Annotated in this window: 26 protein-coding genes; 2 read left to right on the top strand and 24 right to left on the bottom strand. The window is 41.6% G+C overall.

All coding sequences use genetic code 11. From position 1 onward, the window contains the following. Positions 1-62: 62 nt before the first annotated feature. From NSS92_RS03725 to NSS92_RS03620, 22 genes are all read right to left on the bottom strand, one after another. A complete protein-coding gene (locus tag NSS92_RS03725) occupies positions 63-1535 on the bottom strand; it encodes a spore germination protein (RefSeq protein ID WP_034280365.1) in 1473 nt (490 codons plus the stop codon). Next, positions 1489-2097, bottom strand: coding sequence for a stage V sporulation protein AE (locus NSS92_RS03720; protein WP_340866946.1), 609 nt, complete (start codon positions 2095-2097; stop codon positions 1489-1491). Before NSS92_RS03720 ends, NSS92_RS03725 begins: the two co-directional genes overlap by 47 nt. Before the next feature lie 6 nt (positions 2098-2103). Next, complete coding sequence (gene spoVAE, locus NSS92_RS03715) at positions 2104-2454, bottom strand: stage V sporulation protein AE (protein ID WP_024422860.1); 351 nt, start codon at positions 2452-2454, stop codon at positions 2104-2106. After that, complete coding sequence (gene spoVAD, locus NSS92_RS03710; RefSeq protein WP_340866945.1) at positions 2454-3470, bottom strand: stage V sporulation protein AD; 1017 nt, start codon at positions 3468-3470, stop codon at positions 2454-2456. The genes spoVAE and spoVAD overlap by 1 nt, the downstream gene beginning before the upstream one ends. Positions 3471-3482: 12 nt before the next feature. Continuing rightward, entirely contained in the window at positions 3483-3935 is a 453-nt protein-coding gene (gene spoVAC / locus NSS92_RS03705; RefSeq protein WP_262090225.1) for a stage V sporulation protein AC, read from the bottom strand. A gap of 20 nt (positions 3936-3955) precedes the next feature. Beyond that, on the bottom strand, positions 3956-4372 hold the full coding sequence (locus NSS92_RS03700) for a stage V sporulation protein AB (RefSeq protein WP_048239295.1): 417 nt from the start codon (positions 4370-4372) through the stop codon (positions 3956-3958). Continuing rightward, on the bottom strand, positions 4362-4982 hold the full coding sequence (locus NSS92_RS03695; protein WP_034280357.1) for a stage V sporulation protein AA: 621 nt from the start codon (positions 4980-4982) through the stop codon (positions 4362-4364). Before NSS92_RS03695 ends, NSS92_RS03700 begins: the two co-directional genes overlap by 11 nt. A 115-nt stretch (positions 4983-5097) precedes the next feature. Further along, positions 5098-5865 (bottom strand): RNA polymerase sporulation sigma factor SigF, encoded by a 768-nt coding sequence (gene sigF, locus NSS92_RS03690; RefSeq protein ID WP_024422864.1) that lies wholly within the window; start codon positions 5863-5865, stop codon positions 5098-5100. A 13-nt stretch (positions 5866-5878) separates the two neighbouring features. Beyond that, positions 5879-6319 (bottom strand): anti-sigma F factor, encoded by a 441-nt coding sequence (gene spoIIAB / locus NSS92_RS03685; RefSeq protein WP_024422865.1) that lies wholly within the window; start codon positions 6317-6319, stop codon positions 5879-5881. After that, on the bottom strand, positions 6316-6669 hold the full coding sequence (gene spoIIAA, locus NSS92_RS03680; protein WP_024422866.1) for an anti-sigma F factor antagonist: 354 nt from the start codon (positions 6667-6669) through the stop codon (positions 6316-6318). The genes spoIIAB and spoIIAA overlap by 4 nt, the downstream gene beginning before the upstream one ends. Positions 6670-6831: 162 nt before the next feature. Then, positions 6832-7986 carry a D-alanyl-D-alanine carboxypeptidase family protein gene (locus NSS92_RS03675; protein WP_445661649.1) on the bottom strand — a complete coding sequence of 385 codons (1155 nt, stop codon included), beginning with the start codon at positions 7984-7986 and terminating at the stop codon, positions 6832-6834. 159 nt (positions 7987-8145) lie between these two features. Continuing rightward, entirely contained in the window at positions 8146-8958 is an 813-nt protein-coding gene (locus tag NSS92_RS03670) for a purine-nucleoside phosphorylase (RefSeq protein WP_340866942.1), read from the bottom strand. Between the two features lie 11 nt (positions 8959-8969). Continuing rightward, on the bottom strand, positions 8970-10154 hold the full coding sequence (gene deoB, locus NSS92_RS03665; RefSeq protein ID WP_217008812.1) for a phosphopentomutase: 1185 nt from the start codon (positions 10152-10154) through the stop codon (positions 8970-8972). 153 nt (positions 10155-10307) lie between these two features. Then, positions 10308-11198 carry a site-specific tyrosine recombinase XerD gene (xerD, locus tag NSS92_RS03660; protein WP_340866940.1) on the bottom strand — a complete coding sequence of 297 codons (891 nt, stop codon included), beginning with the start codon at positions 11196-11198 and terminating at the stop codon, positions 10308-10310. Positions 11199-11204: 6 nt separating this feature from the next. Beyond that, entirely contained in the window at positions 11205-11432 is a 228-nt protein-coding gene (locus NSS92_RS03655; RefSeq protein WP_003215798.1) for a YqzK family protein, read from the bottom strand. A 117-nt stretch (positions 11433-11549) separates the two neighbouring features. After that, entirely contained in the window at positions 11550-12002 is a 453-nt protein-coding gene (gene fur / locus NSS92_RS03650; RefSeq protein ID WP_024422872.1) for a ferric iron uptake transcriptional regulator, read from the bottom strand. Positions 12003-12112: 110 nt separating this feature from the next. Next, a complete protein-coding gene (gene spoIIM, locus NSS92_RS03645; protein WP_340866939.1) occupies positions 12113-12757 on the bottom strand; it encodes a stage II sporulation protein M in 645 nt (214 codons plus the stop codon). Positions 12758-12873: 116 nt separating this feature from the next. Next, on the bottom strand, positions 12874-14004 hold the full coding sequence (locus NSS92_RS03640) for a S8 family peptidase (RefSeq protein ID WP_340866938.1): 1131 nt from the start codon (positions 14002-14004) through the stop codon (positions 12874-12876). 110 nt (positions 14005-14114) lie between these two features. Beyond that, a complete protein-coding gene (locus NSS92_RS03635) occupies positions 14115-14336 on the bottom strand; it encodes a hypothetical protein (RefSeq protein WP_340866937.1) in 222 nt (73 codons plus the stop codon). Positions 14337-14404: 68 nt separating this feature from the next. Beyond that, positions 14405-14857, bottom strand: coding sequence for a GNAT family N-acetyltransferase (locus tag NSS92_RS03630; RefSeq protein ID WP_267587389.1), 453 nt, complete (start codon positions 14855-14857; stop codon positions 14405-14407). Beyond that, a complete protein-coding gene (locus tag NSS92_RS03625; RefSeq protein ID WP_340866936.1) occupies positions 14844-16025 on the bottom strand; it encodes a TIGR00375 family protein in 1182 nt (393 codons plus the stop codon). The genes NSS92_RS03630 and NSS92_RS03625 overlap by 14 nt, the downstream gene beginning before the upstream one ends. Next, positions 16022-16579, bottom strand: coding sequence for an NUDIX hydrolase (locus NSS92_RS03620; RefSeq protein WP_024422878.1), 558 nt, complete (start codon positions 16577-16579; stop codon positions 16022-16024). Before NSS92_RS03620 ends, NSS92_RS03625 begins: the two co-directional genes overlap by 4 nt. Before the next feature lie 168 nt (positions 16580-16747). On the opposite strand from NSS92_RS03620, the gene NSS92_RS03615 reads away from it, so the two are divergent. Continuing rightward, complete coding sequence (locus tag NSS92_RS03615) at positions 16748-17671, top strand: aldo/keto reductase (RefSeq protein ID WP_270127884.1); 924 nt, start codon at positions 16748-16750, stop codon at positions 17669-17671. Positions 17672-17991: 320 nt separating this feature from the next. Here the strand turns inward: NSS92_RS03615 and NSS92_RS03610 are convergent, their stop codons facing one another. Then, positions 17992-18216 (bottom strand): YqkE family protein, encoded by a 225-nt coding sequence (locus NSS92_RS03610; RefSeq protein WP_060697244.1) that lies wholly within the window; start codon positions 18214-18216, stop codon positions 17992-17994. 123 nt (positions 18217-18339) lie between these two features. Here NSS92_RS03610 and NSS92_RS03605 point away from each other — a divergent pair, with 123 nt between their 5' ends. After that, entirely contained in the window at positions 18340-19266 is a 927-nt protein-coding gene (locus NSS92_RS03605) for an alpha/beta hydrolase (protein ID WP_340866935.1), read from the top strand. A gap of 26 nt (positions 19267-19292) precedes the next feature. On the opposite strand, the gene NSS92_RS03600 is transcribed toward NSS92_RS03605, so the two are convergent. Next, positions 19293-20555, bottom strand: a complete 1263-nt coding sequence (locus NSS92_RS03600; RefSeq protein ID WP_340866934.1) for a Rap family tetratricopeptide repeat protein — start codon at positions 20553-20555, stop codon at positions 19293-19295. Positions 20556-20789 lie beyond the last annotated feature (234 nt).

Below are 20789 nucleotides of genomic sequence, written 5' to 3'. Positions count from 1 at the left end.
CTTTTGCCGTGTCTCAAAGTTAAAAATACAATATCACAATCTTCAGCCACTTTCAATGAGCGTTAAGAATTTGGCGGAATTTTTGATCTGTTTTGAGGGTGAACGATGCTCGGCCTTACTTTTGAGCCAGGAACAGACGTCCGAATCAGCACTTGCCACAAAGCCTTCCCATTAAAAGGAATGAACGGCCACATATAAGGCGTCTGCAATGAACGAATGGATGTTAAATAAATGATTAACAACGTAAAACCAATGATGAGTCCATTCAGCTTAAAAATCGCTACTAGTGCTAGGATGATGAGCCTTACAATCTTATTGGCGACACTCAGCTCATAGCTTGGCGTTGTAAAGGTACCGATCGCTGCCAGCGAGACGTATAAGATGACCTCTGGTGTAAACAAACCAACATCAATAGCAATTTGTCCAATTAAAACAGCCGCGATCAGCCCCATGGCGGTCGACAATGCGGTTGGCGTATGAATCGCTGCCATCCTTAAAAATTCTACCCCAAAATCAGCAAGGAATACTTGGAGAATCACAGGGATATGAGAAGGTTTGTTAAACCCAATATAGCTTAAATTGTCTGGCAGGAGATTTGGTTCGAGAATAAAAAGAAACCAAATCGGCAAAAGAAAGGTAGAACATAAAATGCCTAAAAAGCGTACCCATCTTAGGAATGTTCCAACGGCAGGCGCCTGGCGGTATTCTTCTGCATGCTGAACGTGGTGAAAAATAGTGGTTGGTGTAATGATGACACTAGGGGATGTATCCGTAATGATGATGACATGCCCTTCTAATATGTGATTAGCGGCGACATCCGGACGCTCGGTGTAACGCACTAGCGGAAAGGGATTATATCCTTGCTTAATAATAAATTCTTCAATCGTTTTATCAGACATCGTCAGCCCATCGACTTTGATTCCTGATACTTCTTTTTCTATAATATCTACTAAGTCAGGGTCTGCAATATCTTCAATATAACAAACACAAACATCCGCTTTTGAACGTTCGCCTACTTTGAGCATTTTGTATCGCAGCTTTTCATCCCGTACTCTTCTTCGAATAAGCGCTGTATTCACAATAATGTTTTCAACAAAGCCGTCCCTTGCTCCCCGGACAACCTTTTCTGTATCCGGCTCCTCAGGCATTCTGCCAGGATAGCTTCTAACATCAATGATAAATGCGTAGTTTTCACCTTCTACAACGACTGCTACAAGCCCAGACAGCACTTGATCCACTGCTTCATCCAGCGTTTCTACCTTGGAAACCTGCTGATTGACAAGACGGTTCTCAACTACATGTGCAAGATCATCTGATTCAGGTTCGTTGTCATTGATTTCGATTAGTTCTTTTAATAAGTAGATGACATACTGTGTATCACACAATCCGTTTACATAGTAAAGCTGGATTTCCTGATCGTGTATATAAATTTTCCGAACACCAAGGTCAAAGCTGAGGCCCATTCCGACATTTTCCTTGAAGTAATCTTCATTTTTCTTCGGATCTCGGTACACGTTTACCTTGTCTTTCTTCATGGAAACCACTCCTTTCTAATATTAATTCCACTGCTTTCATCGTGATTGGAGATCCCTTGCTCAGATCATCTTTCCGTCCCATCTTGCCAATATCTCCAATCCCGACAACTAACGGAAGGTTGAGGGAGTCCAGGCAATACACTGTATCCCCGCTCATTTTATGGGGCTCCATTTCGGGAAGACCATGTTTGTCGACACCATATTCTGTCAGTTCACCTTCCCGGTCAATGGAGACATGGACCTTTGTCCATTCTGCTTGATGTGTCTTGGATGCAACTGCGATCGCTCCAATGACTTCGATTTCAGGGTGGCGCGCCACATGTTTCATCGCCGTCTCCCCTGTTCCTTCACCTGTCAGACCAGAATCATCAAACATTACAAAGACTGGATCATACGGCGTTTTTAAAATCATCTGAACAAGTTCAGGTCCTGTCCGTTTGCTTGGATTTCCTTTAGAGCTGGAAATACATCGTCCGCCGACGTTTTTAGCAGCAAGCTCAATGGTTTTGGCAGCATATATATCTCCGTCTGTCACTAAAATGACTTTCCGTCTTTGCCCCATATTCGGTTATCCTTTCGGTTTAAAGATAAGTGCGACAATAAATGAGAATAAAATCGCAGCTGATATTCCAGCAGAGGTTAATTCAAAAATACCGATACCGATGCCGATGAATCCGTGTACATCTGCCTGATGCATTGCCCCATGAAGTAAGCTGTGACCAAAGCTGACGATTGGTACAGTTGCGCCCGCACCTGCAAACTCAATAAATTTATCATAAATACCGAATCCATCTAAAATGGTACCCGCTACAACAAAAGTAGTCATGACATGTGCAGGCGTGAGTTTGAGTACGTCTAACAAAAGCTGGCCAATGACGCAAATAAGTCCGCCTGCCACAAAAGCGATAAGATAATCCATTAGCTCTCTCCTCCTGCACGCTCAAATACGACACCGTGCGCAATGGTTGGAATGGTCTCTTTTTGCTGAACCATCATCGGGCTGAGTAACGCACCGGTTGCCACAACAAGTACTCTTTGCAAATTTCCTGCTTTCATTTCTTGAAAAATATGACTAAATGTCACAATAGCTGAACAAGCACAGCCGCTGCCTCCAGCGAATACGTTTTGGTCGGGCGTATAGATAATTAAACCGCAATCATCGTGCTTTCGCCCAAGCTGAATGCCGTCTTCTTTCAGAAGATCCTTTAAGATCGGTGAACCAATGCCTGATAAATCACCAGTTAAAATCAGATCGTAATCATCTACTGTTCTTCCTAAGTCTTCTAAATGATGCTTGATGGTGTCTGCCGCTGCCGGTGCCATGGCCGATCCCATATCAAATGGATCTGTAATGCCAAGATCCATGACCCTGCCAACTGTTGCGCTTGTAATTTGAATGTCAGAGACTTCTTGGCTGATAATAACGGCTCCGCTTCCTGTCACTGTACTTGTTGCTGTATCGGGCTTTTGTCCGCCGTATTCTGTCGGATTACGAAATTGGCGTTCTGCCGTCGCATTATGGCTGCTTGTCGCTGCAATGGCTCTATTTGCAAATCCGCCATCAATGAGCGCTGACGCAATGGCAACCGATTCCATTGAAGTCGAGCAGGCCCCAAACAAACAAAGAAACGGGATCTTCAGCTCTCTTGCCACATAGTTTGCAGTGACGTTCTGATTGAGTAAATCTCCAGCCAGCAACAGGTCAATATCGCTTTTTTGCAAATTTGCTTTTGATAAAGCGGTTGATATCGCATCATCCATGAGCTTCCTTTCAGCCATTTCCCAATTCTTTTGATCACAGTGCATTTCATCGTACGTTTTATCAATTAAATGACCAATCGGGCCTTCTTTTTCTTTCGGTCCTGCAGCAGTTCCTTCTGCATTGACATAAAGCTTGTGCTCAAATACCCAAGATTGTTTACCTGTTAGTTTCACCTTTCATTCCTCCTACGAAAACATCTTTTCAAAGACGTATCGAATGATCCCTACGACATATGCGGAAACGACACCGAACACAATGACGTTCCCAGCAAGTTTAAACATATTTGTGGCAACACCTAAAACAAGCCCTTCACTTTTATGCTCAAGGGCAGCACTTGTCATACTGTTAGCAAAACCTGTTACCGGTACGGCCGATCCCGCTCCAGCAAACTGGCCGATTCTATCGTAAATACCGATACCCGTTAATAGAGAAGAAATTAAAATGAGGGTTGCCACCGTTGGATTCCCTGCTGTCTTTTCGTTAAAATCAAAAAAATGGATATAGAAATTTTGCAGCCCCTCACCTATCAGACAGATTAAGCCGCCAACTAAAAACGCCTTGATGCAGTTGCGGACATAAGGAGGTTTGGGCTGATACGGTTTCACCTTAGATGGATAGTTCTCTTTTAAACTCGACACGTGTTGTTCCCTCCAATTTCTTAAATATAAATAAGCCAATGAAATAGTGAACCAAATACCTTTCCTAAGACGATGGCCATGAGCAGCAAAACAATTTTCCCGTCCATTCCAATTCTTTTCGTTAATATAGGAAGTACATTTAATACTTCAGTAAGTGCAGCTGCAAGCATACCGACGAAGATGCCTGATAAAAGACCAACCGGCAGTGCCAGCCATTTGGTTAAATGCAGATGCATTTGACTTAAGGTGGCCCAGCCGCCAACGACCGCCCCGCTAATGACAGCCGCCTCGTATCCTTGTATAAAGCGCTGCGTTTTGGTTAATTGCATTAAGCGGGGAATGATGCCAAGCACTGTAAGAAATGCCACAAATCCTGCTCCGACCGTTAAACCGCCGCCAAGTCCAACGAGGACGACAAAAAGCCATTTACCGATCATGGATATCTTTCAATGTTTCTTTATTTTCGTTGAGTGCGACGTAATGATCGAGATCAAGCTGATATTTAAACATTTCCACCTCGAGCGGACTTGGTTCTTCATTTAAACGCTTTTTAAATACATGATTGAAAAACAAAATCATGCCAAAACCGAGTCCAAAGCTATATGGAATTTGTAATAAATACGGATGCTCAACCGTTTTTCCAGTGATCATTTCATATAGACGGATATGAACAAGCCGCATACTGACATCCTCGTGGAAATTCATAATGGCAAGGGCCGCTCCGACAAATAATAGGAGCCATACAAACACAAATAAAACGGGAGAAAGCTGACGTTTGCCTGTATCAATTTCAACAATGGCCTCAGAGCCGCCAACGGTTTGAATGTCGATATCCGGCCACGTTTTTTTGATCGTTTTGACGACATGCATGATATCAAGAACGACGATGTGACGATCCTTTTTGCTGACATGATACACCGGCATTTTGCTAAGCTTTTGCACAGCAAACTCATCACCAGTGATTTGGGCGATATCCTCTAAATAAATGAGCTGATCAATACCGGTCTTGATTCGATGGCGCAGCCGAATAAAGATTTGTCCGTCCATCCAAGTCACTTCCTATACGATGGGTTAAAAATAGTATGTGGTGAAAAATGGTTCTCATACCGGCAGAACTTAATTTACCGGTAATTACCACACAAAAAAAAGCCAGCCGAATTGGCTAGCTGTCTTTTTGATCCATTTGCATTTGGATTTGTTTTAAAATTTTCTTTTCAAGCCGTGAGACTTGAACTTGTGAAATGCCTAGTCTTTCTGCAACCTCAGATTGTGTCTGGTCTTTATAATACCTTAAATACACAATGAGTTTTTCCCGTTCTTCTAATTCCTTGATCGCTTCTTTCAGTGCGATTTTGTCAAACCATCTTTCTTCAGAATGATCGGCAATTTGATCAAGTAATGTAATCGGATCCCCATCATTTTCATACACCGTTTCATGAATGGATGATGGTGAGCGTACCGCTTCTTGGGCGAGGACGACATCCTCTGGTGTGATATCAAGGTATTCGGCAATTTCCTGAACGGTCGGCATTCTTCCATGAGACTTAGACAATTCATCCCTTGCCCGCCGAATTTTATTTCCGAGTTCCTTTAGTGACCGGCTGACTTTGACCGTTCCATCATCCCGAATGAATCGCTGAATCTCACCAATGATCATGGGAACGGCGTACGTTGAAAACTTTACATCATATGACAAATCAAATTTATCAACAGATTTCAGCAGTCCTATACAGCCAATCTGAAACAGATCATCTGGTTCATATCCCCTATTTAAAAAGCGCTGAACAACGGACCAAACAAGACGCATGTTTTTTTCTACGAGGAGGTCTCTTGCTTGCTGATCACCGTCTTGGCTTTTTTTGATGAGCTCTTTGACTTCATCATTTGACAGCTGGGCTTTTTTAGCTTGCTTTTTTACCTCCACATCCATATGAGCAGCTCCTTTAATTACAAAGCGCTTTGCTTTTTGATAGATGCTTTGTTAAACGGATGGTCGTGCCCATTTCTGGAGATGAGTCCACCATGACATCATCCATAAAATTCTCCATGATGGTAAAGCCCATTCCAGAGCGCTCTAAGTCTGGTTTTGTTGTAAAAAGCGGCTGTCTTGCTTCCTCAAGATCTGTAATACCCATACCTTCGTCACGAATGGTGAGGTAAACGACATGGTCATCTAAAGTGACGTGGATATGCACCTTGCCATCTGGATTCCCATCATAGCCATGGATGATGGAGTTTGTCACTGCCTCTGATACGACGGTCTTAATTTCTGTTAATTCATCTAAAGTCGGATCAAGCTGAGCGATGAACGCCGCGACTGTCACCCTCGCAAACGATTCATTTTGGCTTAATGCCGAAAAAGTCAGGTTCATTTCATTTCTCATGATGCCACCCCCAATGTTTGCAAAGCCGTTTGCTCAGAAGGCTCCATCCGAATAATTTTAAACAAGCCAGACATATCAAATAACCGGTTCACCGCCGGCGAGATGGCACAGACGACCATTTCCCCGCCAAGCTGCTTAATTTCTTTATATCTTCCTAAAATCACTCCGAGTCCAGAGCTGTCCATAAACGATAAATCAGCCAGATTCAGCACAATGTGGCGAATGTCCTCTGTTTCCAAATAATTCGTCACCTTTTGTCTCAATGTTTCTGCGGAGTGATGATCGAGCTCTCCTGTTAACCGAATGCAAAGTACGCTCTCTTTTACTTGAAAATCAATACCAAGGCTCATTTTTTTATTCCTCCTTGCTCTAATTTCGGATAAAGAGTGTTTCTCTTTTATATGAAGTAAATCCTTCACCATGACAAAACTAGTGACCATTCGTCACATTTAGATGTTCTTTTCTTTTTCCTCATAGCAAAAAGACTGCCAATTACAGCAGCCTTTCGCCTTTTATTTCCATTTCACAAAATCAGCCATTGCTCGTTTGAAGAAAGTCCAAACGCCCGCCTTTTCCATTCCTTCTTTTGCTTCTACAGGGCTTTCATGCAGCACTTTTCCGTCCTTTTTCAAGACGATCGTACCAAGTTCCGTTCCTTTTGAAAATGGAGCCTTGACATCATGAGACAATTTGATTTCTTTTTTGATCTGATCCACATTTTCGCCTTTTTTCGTTAAAAGGGAGATCGGTTCAGAAGTAACGAGCTGAATGTTTTTCTTTTTCCCTTTGCTCACTTTGATCTCCGCCACATCTTGCCCTCTTTTGTAAAGCGGATGAGTCGTATATTGACTAAATGCGTAATCTAACATTTTGACTACCTGAGCGTTTCTGTCTTTCGGAGTGCTTGCGCCGAAGACAACCGCAATGACGCGCATGTTGCCTTTTTTAGCAGATGCAGTTAAACAGTATTTCGCTTCACCTGTAAAACCGGTTTTTACCCCATCGACACCCGGATAAAATTTAATCAGACGGTTTGTGTTTACAAGCCAGAATTTTTTATCCGTGTTTTGCCGGAGATAGTCTTCGTAGACACCTGTGAATTTGGTAATTTGTTCATATTTCAACAGCTCTTTTGCCATTTTTGCCATATCGTGAGCTGTGCTGTAATGGTCTTTTTCAGGAAGTCCTGTTGGGTTTTGAAAGACTGTTGAGGTGAGGCCAAGCTCTTTCGCCCTTTTGTTCATCTGCTCAACGAACTGTTCTTCAGATCCTGCAATATGCTCTGCCATGGCAACTGAAGCATCATTTCCTGACGCAATCGCAATGCCTTTCAGCATTTCTTTCACGGTCATTTCTTCTCCAGGTTCAAGGAAGATTTGTGATCCCCCCATGGACGCTGCATAGTCGCTCGTTCTGACCTTGTCTGTCATTTTCAGTTTACCCTGATCAATGGCTTCCATGATGAGAAGCATCGTCATGATTTTGGTCATACTTGCGGGTGCAAGCTTTTCATCGCTGTTTTTGTTGTAAAGTACCTTTCCCGTGTCACGTTCTATTAAGATCGCTGATTTGGCTTCGTGTGCCAATTCTGATGTTTGTTTTTCTTCTGGTTTTTCAATCTTTTCTTTTGCTGTCGCTGATGGTGAAACCATTGAGATAAGGATCATTAAAATAAACAATGCACATATATGACGTTTCAAGTGGCAGACCTCCATTATCGTAATCCTTTCTATTTTTTCCTCATACAGGCTGTTTTATTCAGAGATCGTATGATTGCAAATAAAAAAAGCCTTCTGCTTGGGTAGCAGAAGGCTTCTGGACACATGCTATGAAAGTTGTTTGACAATGTCTTTTACTAAATCAAGAAAACTTGCTTTCACTTTTTCCGTTACTTCGATCACTTCATCATGAGACAGCGGCTGATCCAAAATACCAGATGCCGCATTGGAAATGCATGAAATGCCAAGCACTCTGATTCCTGCATGACGCGCAACAATGACTTCTGGAACAGTCGACATTCCAACAGCATCTGCTCCAAGTGTTCTTAGGAAACGAACTTCAGCAGGTGTTTCATATGAAGGGCCTGTCATCCCTGCATAAACACCTTGCTGCACAGATATGCCTAAACGCTGGGCTGTTTCTTCTGCAAGTGCCAGCAATTTTTTATCGTACGGTGCAGACATATCAGGGAAGCGAACGCCTTGACTGTCATTTGGTCCAATTAATGGATTGGTTCCCATCATATTGATATGATCTGTGATCAGCATGAGATCTCCTGGACGGAATGAAGTATTCACACCGCCAGCTGCATTTGTGACAATGCATGTTTCAATGCCAATTTCTTTCATCACACGGACAGGAAATGTCACTTGCTTCATATCATATCCTTCATAGAAATGAAAACGTCCTTGCATAGCGCAAACGACAGTACCTTTCAGCGTTCCGATCACGAGCTGCCCTGCATGTCCCTCTACTGTTGAAACAGGGAATCCAGGAATATCTTCATATTTTATTTTGATTGGATTTTCAATTTCATCTGCTAAAATGCCAAGCCCTGATCCTAAAATGAGCCCAACTGTTGGTACATATGTCGATGCTTGTTTAATGTATGCCGCCGCTTCTGAAAACTGTGCTCCCACGAGATTTCCCCCTATTTGAGTTTAGATAAAAAGCTTGTTCCGTATTTTGGCATCGTTGACTTGAAATTATCTGCAACGGTTGCCCCAAGATCAGCAAACGTTTTTGCTGTTGGCAGTTCATTTGCTTCCTGATGCTTTTTGCTGTAAGCAATGAGCGGAACGTATTCTCTTGTATGGTCTGTTCCGTGATGAACCGGGTCATTTCCATGATCTGCTGTGATCACAAGAAGATCATCCTCTTTCAACAGATCAAACACTTCAGGAAGACGTGCGTCAAATTCCTCTAGTGCTTTTCCATAACCCTCTGGATCTCTTCTATGTCCGTAAAGAGCGTCAAAATCAACAAGGTTTAAAAAGCTGAGTCCTGTAAAGTCTGTTTTAAGTGTATCGACCAGCTTGTCCATTCCATCCATGTTCGATTTTGTTCTAAGAGATGATGTGATTCCTTCGCCGTCATAAATATCAGAGATTTTTCCGATCGCAATGACATCAAGCCCATCATCTTTCAGTTCATTCATGACTGTACGGTCAAATGGTTTTAACGCATAGTCATGACGGTTTGGCGTTCTAACAAATGCGCCAGGCTCTCCGACAAACGGACGAGCGATAATCCGTCCAACCATATATTTTTCATCTAATGTAAGTTCACGGGCAATTTCACAAATACGGTAAAGCTCATCTAATGGCACAACTTCTTCGTGCGCAGCAATTTGCAGCACAGAATCCGCAGATGTATAAACGATTAAATCGCCTGTTTTCATGTGCTCTTCGCCAAGCTCATCTAAAATTTCCGTACCAGACGCAGGCTTATTTCCAATAATACCTCGGCCAGTTTTTTCTTTTAGTTCATTTAATAGTTCATCTGGGAATCCTTCTGGAAAGACTTTGAACGGTGTGTCTATGTAAAGACCCATGATTTCCCAGTGTCCTGTCATTGTGTCTTTACCGTTTGATGCTTCTTGCATTTTTCCATAATACGCAAGCGGTTTTTCATCCGCTGGAATTCCTTTGATTTCTTTAATATGACTCAGCCCAAGCTTCGCCATATTCGGCATATGAAGCCCGTTCATTTTTTCAGCAATATGTCCAAGTGTATCTGCACCTACATCATTAAAATCAGCAGCATCTGGTGCTTCCCCAATTCCTACTGAATCCATGACGACGAGAAAAATGCGTTTATACTGATAATCAGGCATTAAAAAGCGCCTCCTTCAATATTCTTGTCTTTTGACCTTACAAACAGTGAGAGGTCAGACATCTCAAGTATAAACCGTTTACAAGCCAGTTGACAACCATAAACGGTGTAAACATGAAAAAGCATGACACCCGTTCACTGTGTCATGCTTTACTTATGCCCTTGGATGGAATTTGTGATACACATCTTTCAGTCTTGTTTTCGTCACATGTGTATAAATTTGTGTTGTTGAGATATCGGCATGTCCGAGCATCTCCTGTACAGCTCTTAAGTCCGCACCGTTTTCAAGCAGGTGTGTAGCAAATGAATGTCTGAGCGTATGAGGCGTCAGTTCCTTTTGAATCCCTGCTTCGATGGCTCGTTTTTTTAAGTTCTTCCAGAAGCCCTGGCGCGACATTTTTTTCCCGTGATGATTGAGAAATAGGGCATCTGACGGCTGTTTTTTTAACAGCTTGCTTCTTCCCTTTTCGAGATATTCTTCAATCGCACTTGCAGCAGCTTCACCGATTGGCACAATACGCTCTTTTCTTCCTTTTCCAAAACAGCGGATAAAGCCCATTGTGAGGTGAACATCGGCAAGGGTCAGATCCAGCATTTCACTGACGCGAATGCCTGTTGCATATAAGAGCTCAAGCATCGCTTTGTCTCGGTAGTCAAAGGGAGTGTGCTGATTTGGTGTATCAAGCAGCTTTTCAACCTCTCCTAATGATAGAACTTTCGGTAAAGTCCGCTCTGTTTTTTGCGTTTCAATGTTCCATGACGGGTCATCCGTTGTCACTTTTTCCCGAAGCAGAAATTGATGAAAGGAACGGATCGATGATAGATGCCGTACAGACGTTTTACTCGATTTCCCTTCCTCTTTTAGCTGCTTTAAATAATGAATGATATGCAGGCGTGTGACATCGCCAATATCCGTCAGCTGTTCATGTGTCATTAAAAAAGACAAGTAGTTCTGTAAATCTCTTTTATAAGAAACAATGGTATTTTCAGAGAGTCCTCTCTCTACGGTCATAAAATGAATAAAGTCGGATAATTGATCGTTCAATGATTTCTACTCCCCGTTTTGATAAAAATAAATCAATCGGTCTTGCCAGTTGTCTTGATTCGGCTGATCCATTTCCATCACTTTAATTGCTGCACCCTCTGGTTTATCATAACGATGGTAGCTTTCATATTCTGAATTTATCCATATCATAGCATAATAGAACAGGACGGTAAAACCAGTGAACAAGATAAATACTTTCATCACTTCCCCTGTTGTTTTGAGCCATTTTCGCATGATCTTCAAGTCCTTTCTCACCTTCTCATTACTTCAGCATATGCCAGGTAGGACAAGGAATATACAGCGAAAATGCAAAAAACCTCTTCATCTTAAATGAAAAGGTTCCAATTCGGATTATTTGCCGGATTCATCATCATGACACCGGTGGCAAATACCATGGAATGTCAATCTATGATCCTTAATTTTAAATTTCCAGTCACGTTCAATAATCTCTTCGACATCTTCTAATAAATCTTCTTCTATCTCATCGACTGTTCCGCATTCCATGCAGACAAGATGATGATGGAAGTGAGCGGCTCCTTCTTTGCGAAGATCATATCGCGAAACGCCGTCTCCAAAGTTAATTTTATCAACAACTTTCAGTTCAGTGAGCAATTCTAACGTCCGATAAACAGTAGCAAGACCAATTTCAGGAGACTTCTCTTTTACGAGGAGGTATACATCTTCTGCACTTAAATGGTCTTCTTCATTCTCAAGCAGTACTCTTACTGTGGCTTCACGCTGTGGCGTGAGCTTGTAGCTGGAAGAATGAAGCTGTTTCTTAATTCGATCAATCCTATTTTCCATTGACTTTCCCTCCTACGCCACATTACTTGATCATTATATCAAATGATGTGCTGAGAGCCAACTATAATCATTTTAAATTGATAAATAAATTGATTATTAATTAATAACAATTATAAAAGAACACCTGCCAGCTTTTTCATCAGCATGAATGATATGTACGATTCAAAAAAAGACGAAAGTGCAGCAAGCGCTAAAATCATCAGCAGAACAGATGCATACCGGCCAAACCACTGGACGGGTGCTTGACTGATGGTTTTTTTCATGAAAAGCTGTCCAATGAGACGGATGGAAAATGCAATCGCACAGGTGCCAATCACTAAATAGGCTGGAATAAGCAAAATGTTTTGCGGAAGCACCGATACGAACGAGAGAAAAAATCCACTCAGCCCCATTTGATTCACGAGAAAACCAACAGTAAACCCAACAACAATTCCTTTTAAAAAGATCATGAGAAAGATGAGCGGCAGACCAATGATGGATATTCCCAGTATCCACATAAGGCCTAAATATTTCATATGATGCAGAAAGCTTTGTATAAACATTTCTTTTGATTCTGCTGCTTTCTCATTCGTCAGCTGACCAAAAAATTGATTTAAATAATAGAATAAATCCTCTTTCTGACTGAATGTCATGCTATTGACAATAATCGCCCCGAAGATCACACCCATTAAAAAGAGTACAGAGACAAATAAATAAATCGAGAGATGGTCTTTTACGTGCTGAAGAAGATGTTCCTTCCAAGACTTTTTCCGCATGTGTCTTCCTCCCAAATAGTAAGGTTACTAGATTCTATGAGAGAGATTACGAAACATGACAGTTTTATCGAAAGAAAAAAGAGAAAGCAGCCTGCTCACCGCTTTCTCTTTTTCATTTATCGCGCGGCTTTTTGTACATTCACAAGCCCTGCACCATAATAAAAAGGTTCTCCAAGTTTTGTCGCCGTTTTTGACAGTCTCTCACGCACTTCATCGTTTGTCAGATTCGGATGTTTTGATAGAATGACAGCCGCAGCACCCGCTACATGCGGTGATGCCATTGACGTTCCGCTCATGTAGCCATATTCGTTATGAGGAATGGTGCTCAGCGTTGAAACGCCTGGTGCTGAGACTTCCAATTCCTCGCCAACAGATGAATCAAAGGCTCTTTGCTTTCTTTGGTCAACAGAGGCAACTGCCATGACTGAGCTGTATTTAGCCGGATAGTCAATCGTATTGAGAGAGCCATAGCTTCCTTCATTCCCTGCAGAAGCCACAATGAGAATCCCTTTATCATACGCTCGATCTACCGCTTCTTTCAGCGCCTCAGATTCACTTGCGCCCCCCATACTAATATTGATGACATCCATGTCATTCTCAATGGCCCATTCAATCCCTTTTATGATCCAGCTATAGTAGCCGTCGCCATTTTCATCTGCCACCTTGACAGCATAGATAGAAGCTTTTGGCGCAATACCCACGACACCTACCTTATTATCTAATGCGGCAATTGTGCCTGCCACATGCGTTCCATGTTTATGCGGATCAACAAGCGGATCAGACTCTGCCGGAACAAAGCTCACCCCGCCGGTGACATGTAAATCCTCATGTTTGCCGTCGATGCCGCTGTCAAGAATGGCTACTTTGACATTCTGTCCAGCGTATCCTTGTTTATGTACCTTTTGTGCTTTGATGCTTTTGATGCCGTATGGAACAGTTTGACTGTTTGTTTTTGCTTTTTGGTCTTCCTCAATGAAGGTCACTTCTTTTGCTTCATTAAGTTTCTTTTTCGAAGTCTCATTCAACGACACTTTCATCATATCTATTTGCTCTATGGATTCTTTCACATGCCCGCCAGCTTCTTCTACAAGCTGTTTTTGTGTTTTGTCTTGAACGGAAGAAGAAAAGCCGATCATGTACTCTTTTTTTGCTTGCTCCTTTGCTGAAATATCTGACGCGCCAAACATGACCGATGCCACAAGCACACTTGCCATACAAAGCCCTGCTCCAAATGACTTGACGTTCACGATACTCACTCTCCCTTTCGTTTCTTTTTGTCATTTAACTACATTTTTAGACAAAAAGAAACGACCGTTTGTCCTATTTTTTAAAATTTTCCATTTATTTGATCTAGTTGTCACAAAAAAGCAAAATAAAAATGCTTATGATCCTCTTGATAGTGATCATAAGCATTTCGTCCTTTATGTTTTTTCATCATATGCTTCAAGGCTTCTTGTTTTGTTTTTGTCTTCCTTTCGTGTGTGCTAAAATGCGGCATGTTTCCTCTCGACAGTTCTGGATTTCGGCTGTGCTGCCTTTGGATATGCTCTCGTTTTTTCTTTGCTTTGCTTTTTCCCATTTGGCAAAACCCCTTTCGTTGACGTTATGATACACGATGTTACATAAAAAAGATAGACGTATACACGTCTATCTTTCTGTTTTCACCATATCAAAATGCGGAATCCCATCTTCGTCATAAACATCTGAGACGGCCTTGAAACCAAATGATTCGTAAAATGACTTCAGGTAGGCTTGCGCCTGTATTTTGACACTTGTTTCACCTAGTTCACTAAGCTTTTCCAAAGCCTTGATGAGCAGCATCTTTCCATAGCCTTTTTTCCGGCCGGCCTGCGTCACAAGAACGCGGCCGATGGACGCCTCCTTGTACATGATCCCGTTTTGGAAAATTCGGCAATAAGCCACAATGGTACCGTTCTCTTTTGCGATGAGATGAAGCGCTTCTTGGTCCCGGTGATCAATTTCAGGGTAAGGGCATGTTTGTTCTACAACAAACACGTTGACTCTTTCCATGAGAATCAAGTAAAGATCCTCTTTTGACAATTGTTCAAACGTTTGACATGTCCATTTAATGTGACTCATGATTGATATCCACCTTACCATACACTCCGCCTCCACCAGCGATCAGTCCGACTTCACCCTTCCTTGCTTTGATGATGTAGTCCGCTGTCTTTTCTGGCAGAACGGCTTTTAGTTCTTGTTCTGTTGCTTGATGTAGAATATTCATCTCTGTGTGAAACACGGCTTTTAGCTTCTCCAGCGTTTTGGGTCCAACACCCGGAATAAACTGAAGCGGGAGCTGATGAATATAAGGAGGTCTCGTTCCTTTTTCACTTTCTTGGTCAGCAAGCTCCTTTAAACGCTCACTCACTCCTTTTGTCATCCGGGTATGTCCGCATACGTGGCACTCTTCTTGATCTGGTGCGTGAGGTCTTACCGCGCATTTCTCGCAGGTCGTATGATAGTACTTCCCAAGCCGCGGAGCAAGTCCATAATTTCCTGTGACGGCTCTGCCATCTTTTTCTTCAAGGGCTAGCTTGAATTCGGCAAAAGAGGCATGATCCATTTTGATTTTTGTATATTCCCGTGCGATTTTCCCTAAAGAATGAGCATCTGAATTCGTTAAAAAGGGATAACGGTTCAGCTCACTCAGCTGAGACGCCATTGACGTATCGCAGCTAAGACCAAGCTCAACAGCATCAATAAGATCAGGATCAAATACTTCCATTAAAGAAGTGTTGACGCCTTTGCCGTATAGACTTTTATGCGGCGTGAATATATGAGCAGGAATAAACAATCCTCCTAGCTCTTTAACCTTGCGCTGAAGTGTTTTCCCATCAACATAGAGGCGCTGTGAACTCAAATGCACATTTTTCATATGAAGCGAAAGCCATGCGGAAAACTCAGACATTTTGTGTAGAGTGGGCATAAATGCAAGCACATGAATCGGGCCCTTTGAATGGTCATCATTGATTTCTAATTCACTGCCTAAAAGCAGCACTGTCTGTCCAAATGATAAACCGCCGTCACTTAGTTCAGTGTACCTGCCTTCCTCTACACCCTCTATTAATTCTTCTAGGACTTCTGGAGATTGTGCATCAATCACACCAATCATCCCCATTCCTTTACTTTCTGCTGCTTCAATGAGAATTTGGTCAATTGTCAGTGACCTTGCACCTGTAATTTTGACAGCTCTGCCTGTTCTTGTTCTGCCAATATGAATATGGAAGTCTGCAAAAAATTCCTTCATTTTGTTGACTCAAGTACCTCTTGCAGTTGTAAGTACTGAATGGCATAGGCCGTTTTTGCATCGTAAATATGCTGCTCTTCAATAAGGTGCAAGGCTTCTTCTAATGAAACTTCCATCACTTCGACAAATTCATCTTCATCCAGCTCTCTTTTTTCTTCAAGCGGAACTAGCTGATCCGCTAGATAGATGTGGACAATTTCATCTGCAAAACCAGGTGATGTATAAAAGGCCGTCAGCTTTTGAAGCTGCTGAGTTGTATATCCTGTTTCTTCTTCCAATTCTCTCAATGCTGTATGTGCCGGCTCTTCCCCTTTTTCTAGTTTTCCAGCCGGAATTTCAACGATGGCTCTCTCTAGTGCTTTTCGGTATTGTTTGACCAAGATGATTTTATTTTCGTCTGTACGTGCAATGACGGCTACTGCTCCAGGATGTTTAATGATTTCGCGTTTGCCTTGTTTTCCATTAGGCAATTCTACATCTTCAAGAACCAAATCAATGATTTTTCCGTTGTATAATTCTTTCGACGATAATGTTTTTTCTTCAAAGTCCTTCAAATTTGTCAGCTCCTCGTTCTACTTTCACTTTTTACTTCATTTATTTTAACATAGATGATTTAAGAGAAGCGAAAAGCGAAACGCTTGCTTCAATGCGCCATTTGAAATCACCTAGCTTGAATTCCTGATTTTTTTCACTTAATGTGAAAGGATAGGAGTGTGATGGAATTGAAAAAAAGACGAATTGGCACCTCAGATCTCTTAGTGAGCGAGGCGGCACTAGGATGCATGTCTCTTGGGACTGAAAAAGAAAAAGCGCTCTCTTTATTAGATGAGGCCATTGATCTCGGAATTAACTATTTGGATACAGCCGATTTATATGATTTTGGGACAAATGAGGAAATTGTCGGAGAAGCCATTAAAAACAGACGGCAAGATTTGATTTTGGCGACAAAAGGCGGCAACCGCTTTGAAAAAGGCAAACCAGGCTGGGACTGGGACCCTTCAAAAGCGTACATAAAGGAAGCAGTCAAACAAAGCCTCAAGCGGCTTCAAACAGATTATATTGATTTATATCAATTGCACGGAGGCACGATTGATGACCCCATTGATGAAACAATTGAGGCTTTTGAAGAATTAGTAGAGGAAGGCGTTATTCGCTATTATGGCATTTCATCTATCCGTCCAAATGTCATAAAAGAATATGCCAAAAAGTCGAATATCGTAAGCGTGATGATGCAATATAGTTTACTCGACCGCCGCCCAGAAGAATGGTTCTCTCTTCTTGAAGAACAAAGCATTAGTGTCGTCGCAAGAGGTCCTTTAGCGAAAGGATTATTAACTGAAAAACCACTTTCTCAAGCAAGTGCAGCGATTCAAAAAAACGGCTATCTTCAATATTCATTTGAAGAGCTTCAACAGATCATTCCTTCTTTAAAGAAAGTCGCTTATGACCTATCACTCACTGAACTGTCCATTCAGTATATACTGAAACATTCTGCGGTCAGTTCCGTTGTATTTGGCGCTAGCTCAGTGGATCAGTTAAAAGAAAATATAGCAGCAGCAAATGCACGTTCTTTAAGTGACCAAGAAGTTAAAGCATTAACTTACTATACAAAACCATCTGTGTATGAGGCGCACCGGTTCAAATAAGAAAAAAGATCACATCATGTGATCTCTCAGATTGTAGAAAAACTTATGTTTTTCTACAATTTTTTATTTTAGCGTATGTATGATGATGAACTCTTTTTCATGCTCAACAGTCTGTGGAGAAGCCTCTATTGCACAGCTCCGTTTATGCACCTTTTTTCTGGAGCTGATTGTAGCTTATTCGATCAGTTCATCTGATAAAGTGGATTTTCCTCTCTTAAAAAGAGAAGGAAGCGGAAGTGCTTTTCTTTAAGCACTTATGTTTCCTGTGGATCTATCTCAAGATGATGGCATGAAAAAAAGGAGCATCATTGCTCCCTTTTTTAGCTTTTATACTTTCTCCAGTCTAAATGGCTTTCATCTAGCAGCTCTGAAAAGCTTTTGTTTTTTTCTTTTTCTTTCTGCTGCCGAAGGAGGTCTTGTCGTTTTTGTTCTTCTCTTTTTTCTGTCTCGACGGCAAGGTTCTGCTTCATTTGAAGAAGCTGCTGTTTGACATCATCGTTTATGCCGTCCTTTAATTTCGCTTGATCTTGATTGGTCTTTTTCATTGTGCCTCTCTCCTTTTGACTTAGTGTATCATCCGTTTTATTTTCTGAGCAAGAGGCACGGCAATCTACCAACATGTGGTATGATCGTCATAGAAAAAACTCCAGAAAGGAAGAATCGGCTAGATGAAGAAATGGATTGCTATATTTGCCTTCATGTTATGTCCACTCGCTGCAATCGGCATTTTTTTCACCAATAAAATGATGTATATTCGAAAATTAACGGATGAAGAGCTCATCAAACGAGAATCAGATGGAGGCCATTATCATCACGAGGAATTTCAACACCTTAAAAAAGAGAAAGTGTGTATTCCTTCAGCATTTGGTTATGATCTCCATGGTTATTTTGTGCCGTATCCTCAAACAACACGCACAATCGTCCTTTGCCACGGTGTTACAGTCAGTTTGATTAATTCCGTTAAGTATATGAAATTATTCCAAAGGCTCGGATGGAATGTGATGCTTTATGATCATAGAAGACATGGGATGAGCGGCGGGAAAACCACGAGTTATGGATATTATGAAAAAGAAGATTTAGCGCAGATGGTGCAGTGGCTCAGACAAAGACTCGGAGAAAGTGCCATCATTGGGATACACGGAGAATCAATGGGTGCAGTCACGACCTTGTTATATGCCGCAAAGCCGGAAGCAAACGCCAGTTTCTACATAGCAGACTGCCCTTTTGCTTCTTTTGAGGACCAGCTTCTGTATCGATTAAAAACAGATTTTCGCCTTTCAGGAGAGTGGATTCTTCCACTAAGTGATCAAGTCTTAAAATGGCGGGACGGATACCGCATCCGGCAAGTTTCCCCTCTTGATGTGATCGATCAGGTGAAAGAACCTGTACTTTTTATCCATAGCCGCCATGACGACTATATCCCCTGTGAGCAAAGTCAGCAGTTATATGCACGAAAAAAGGGTGCCAAACAGTTATTTATTGCGCCACACGGTGCGCATGCAATGTCTTTTAGCGAAAATAAGGAAGCTTATGAGTACGAAATTCAAGCATTTCTTCAAAGGTTTGAATTGAATGAAGATAAAAGAGGAGAATGAACAGCAGTTCGTCCCCTCTTTTTGAGCTAACTTATGCGATAGTCACCACTGTTGTATGGTGTCTGCCCGCAAGCTCCATATGGCTCTCTTCCGATTGCTGCTGACTCATGACCGATAATCCTGCAGTTGCTGCCAATAAAAGAACTATCAAACTCGTTTTCATATAAATGACCCCCATTTTGAATTTTTGATATGGCTTGAATTTTCCTTTCGTAAAACCGGGTAGATACTTCAAACAGTCCAAGCTCATTGTAATAATGAGCCGCATCAAGTGCCAATTCCTCAATATCTGGGTATAAGCGCTTGTCCTCGAGCAGGTCTAATGTATCGTCTATGATTGTTATGTCTGCATCAACGTACAATGCTTTTAAGAACTGAAATTTGCAGATGTAAATTTCATCTTCTAATTCACAGGCCTTCATAATACCTTGTTGATAGAGGGTTAACGACTCTTCTATTTGTTTTTGTTTAAACAGGATTTGTGTCAGCATAAATAGTGGGTCTAGAGAGCGATTAAGATGGGTTAAATTCTCCTTTTCAAACACTTCAATAGAGTCTTTCAGATAACGGCTTGCTCCCGCAAGATCGTTCATTTGATAATAACAGTTACCTAAGTTGAAAAGGGCCGAACCTATGACTCGAGGGTTTCCAATTGAGCGTGCTCGCTTTAGAGCATTTTTAAAGTAGGGCAATGCATGTTCATAGCATTTCAAATCATCATAGTTTGCACCAATGACAAATTCACAGTGGATGATTCTCAGCGTGTACGTTCTGTAGGCAGAATACGTATCTAACGCTTGCAAGGCATAGTGCATCGAAAAGTGGGTTTGTTTCATGTGGTAGTAAATTTCTGCTAATTTAAAGTAAAATTCTGCTCTTTCTATATCATCTGATATGAGATTGAGCTTTTTTTCTGCTGAGCGGTAATAAGCAATGGCACTTAAATAGTTTCTCTGTTCAAATTCAAACATTCCTGTGAAAAAATGAACATAATATTCAAGCATATCCGTTAATTTCGTTTGTGAATGTTCAATCGTTTCTAGCAAATTCTTAATCTCTTCATCATTCGAGGCTTTCTTTGCCGGTTCAAAATATTCAAGCATCACCTTGTGGCGAAAATCCATCAGCTGGTAAAACAATAACAAGTTTTGATCCTGCTCCATCTCGAGGATTTCCTGCTCGATCTCCGCCTTCAGCTTCTCTGCTTTCATTACATGAAATCCGCAAATCTGCCTATACCATTCGTTTATTTTGATACCAACCTGAGGCGATGACAGCTTGAGCTTCAATTCACTTTAGCACCTCCCTTCTCATATACGATACATGTTGTATTCTATCACATTTCCTCGAATGGAAGAAATATGAAAAGTCATTTTTCGCAAAGTTTTCGGTATCCCGCAATAAACGCTGCAAATGCCTATTTTTCGGCATTTACAGCGTTTATTTTTTCATTTCCAGCTTGCTCATTTTGTCGAATTGTGTGTTAAAAAACGGCTTTTTTCTGTTTCAAAAGATCATTTTTC

The organism is Bacillus sp. FSL M8-0166 (assembly GCF_038008825.1).
GTDB lineage: Bacteria > Bacillota > Bacilli > Bacillales > Bacillaceae > Bacillus > Bacillus safensis.
The sequence above is the reverse complement of the archived record's forward strand: the minus strand, read 5'-3'. Positions and strand labels throughout refer to the sequence as shown.

Bases quoted from the DNA above. Each gene is read 5' to 3' on its own strand.
- NSS92_RS03725 (WP_034280365.1), bottom strand. From the start codon at position 1,535: ATGAAGAAAGACAAGGTAAACGTGTACCGAGATCCGAAGAAAAATGAA.
- NSS92_RS03720 (WP_340866946.1), bottom strand. From the start codon at position 2,097: ATGGGGCAAAGACGGAAAGTCATTTTAGTGACAGACGGAGATATATAT.
- spoVAE (WP_024422860.1), bottom strand. From the start codon at position 2,454: ATGGATTATCTTATCGCTTTTGTGGCAGGCGGACTTATTTGCGTCATT.
- NSS92_RS03700 (WP_048239295.1), bottom strand. From the start codon at position 4,372: ATGATCGGTAAATGGCTTTTTGTCGTCCTCGTTGGACTTGGCGGCGGT.
- NSS92_RS03695 (WP_034280357.1), bottom strand. From the start codon at position 4,982: ATGGACGGACAAATCTTTATTCGGCTGCGCCATCGAATCAAGACCGGT.
- sigF (WP_024422864.1), bottom strand. From the start codon at position 5,865: ATGGATGTGGAGGTAAAAAAGCAAGCTAAAAAAGCCCAGCTGTCAAAT.
- spoIIAB (WP_024422865.1), bottom strand. From the start codon at position 6,319: ATGAGAAATGAAATGAACCTGACTTTTTCGGCATTAAGCCAAAATGAA.
- spoIIAA (WP_024422866.1), bottom strand. From the start codon at position 6,669: ATGAGCCTTGGTATTGATTTTCAAGTAAAAGAGAGCGTACTTTGCATT.
- NSS92_RS03675 (WP_445661649.1), bottom strand. From the start codon at position 7,986: ATGATCCTTATCTCAATGGTTTCACCATCAGCGACAGCAAAAGAAAAG.
- deoB (WP_217008812.1), bottom strand. From the start codon at position 10,154: ATGCCTGATTATCAGTATAAACGCATTTTTCTCGTCGTCATGGATTCA.
- NSS92_RS03655 (WP_003215798.1), bottom strand. From the start codon at position 11,432: ATGCGAAAATGGCTCAAAACAACAGGGGAAGTGATGAAAGTATTTATC.
- fur (WP_024422872.1), bottom strand. From the start codon at position 12,002: ATGGAAAATAGGATTGATCGAATTAAGAAACAGCTTCATTCTTCCAGC.
- spoIIM (WP_340866939.1), bottom strand. From the start codon at position 12,757: ATGCGGAAAAAGTCTTGGAAGGAACATCTTCTTCAGCACGTAAAAGAC.
- NSS92_RS03635 (WP_340866937.1), bottom strand. From the start codon at position 14,336: ATGGGAAAAAGCAAAGCAAAGAAAAAACGAGAGCATATCCAAAGGCAG.
- NSS92_RS03630 (WP_267587389.1), bottom strand. From the start codon at position 14,857: ATGAGTCACATTAAATGGACATGTCAAACGTTTGAACAATTGTCAAAA.
- NSS92_RS03625 (WP_340866936.1), bottom strand. From the start codon at position 16,025: ATGAAGGAATTTTTTGCAGACTTCCATATTCATATTGGCAGAACAAGA.
- NSS92_RS03610 (WP_060697244.1), bottom strand. From the start codon at position 18,216: ATGAAAAAGACCAATCAAGATCAAGCGAAATTAAAGGACGGCATAAAC.
- NSS92_RS03605 (WP_340866935.1), top strand. From the start codon at position 18,340: ATGAAGAAATGGATTGCTATATTTGCCTTCATGTTATGTCCACTCGCT.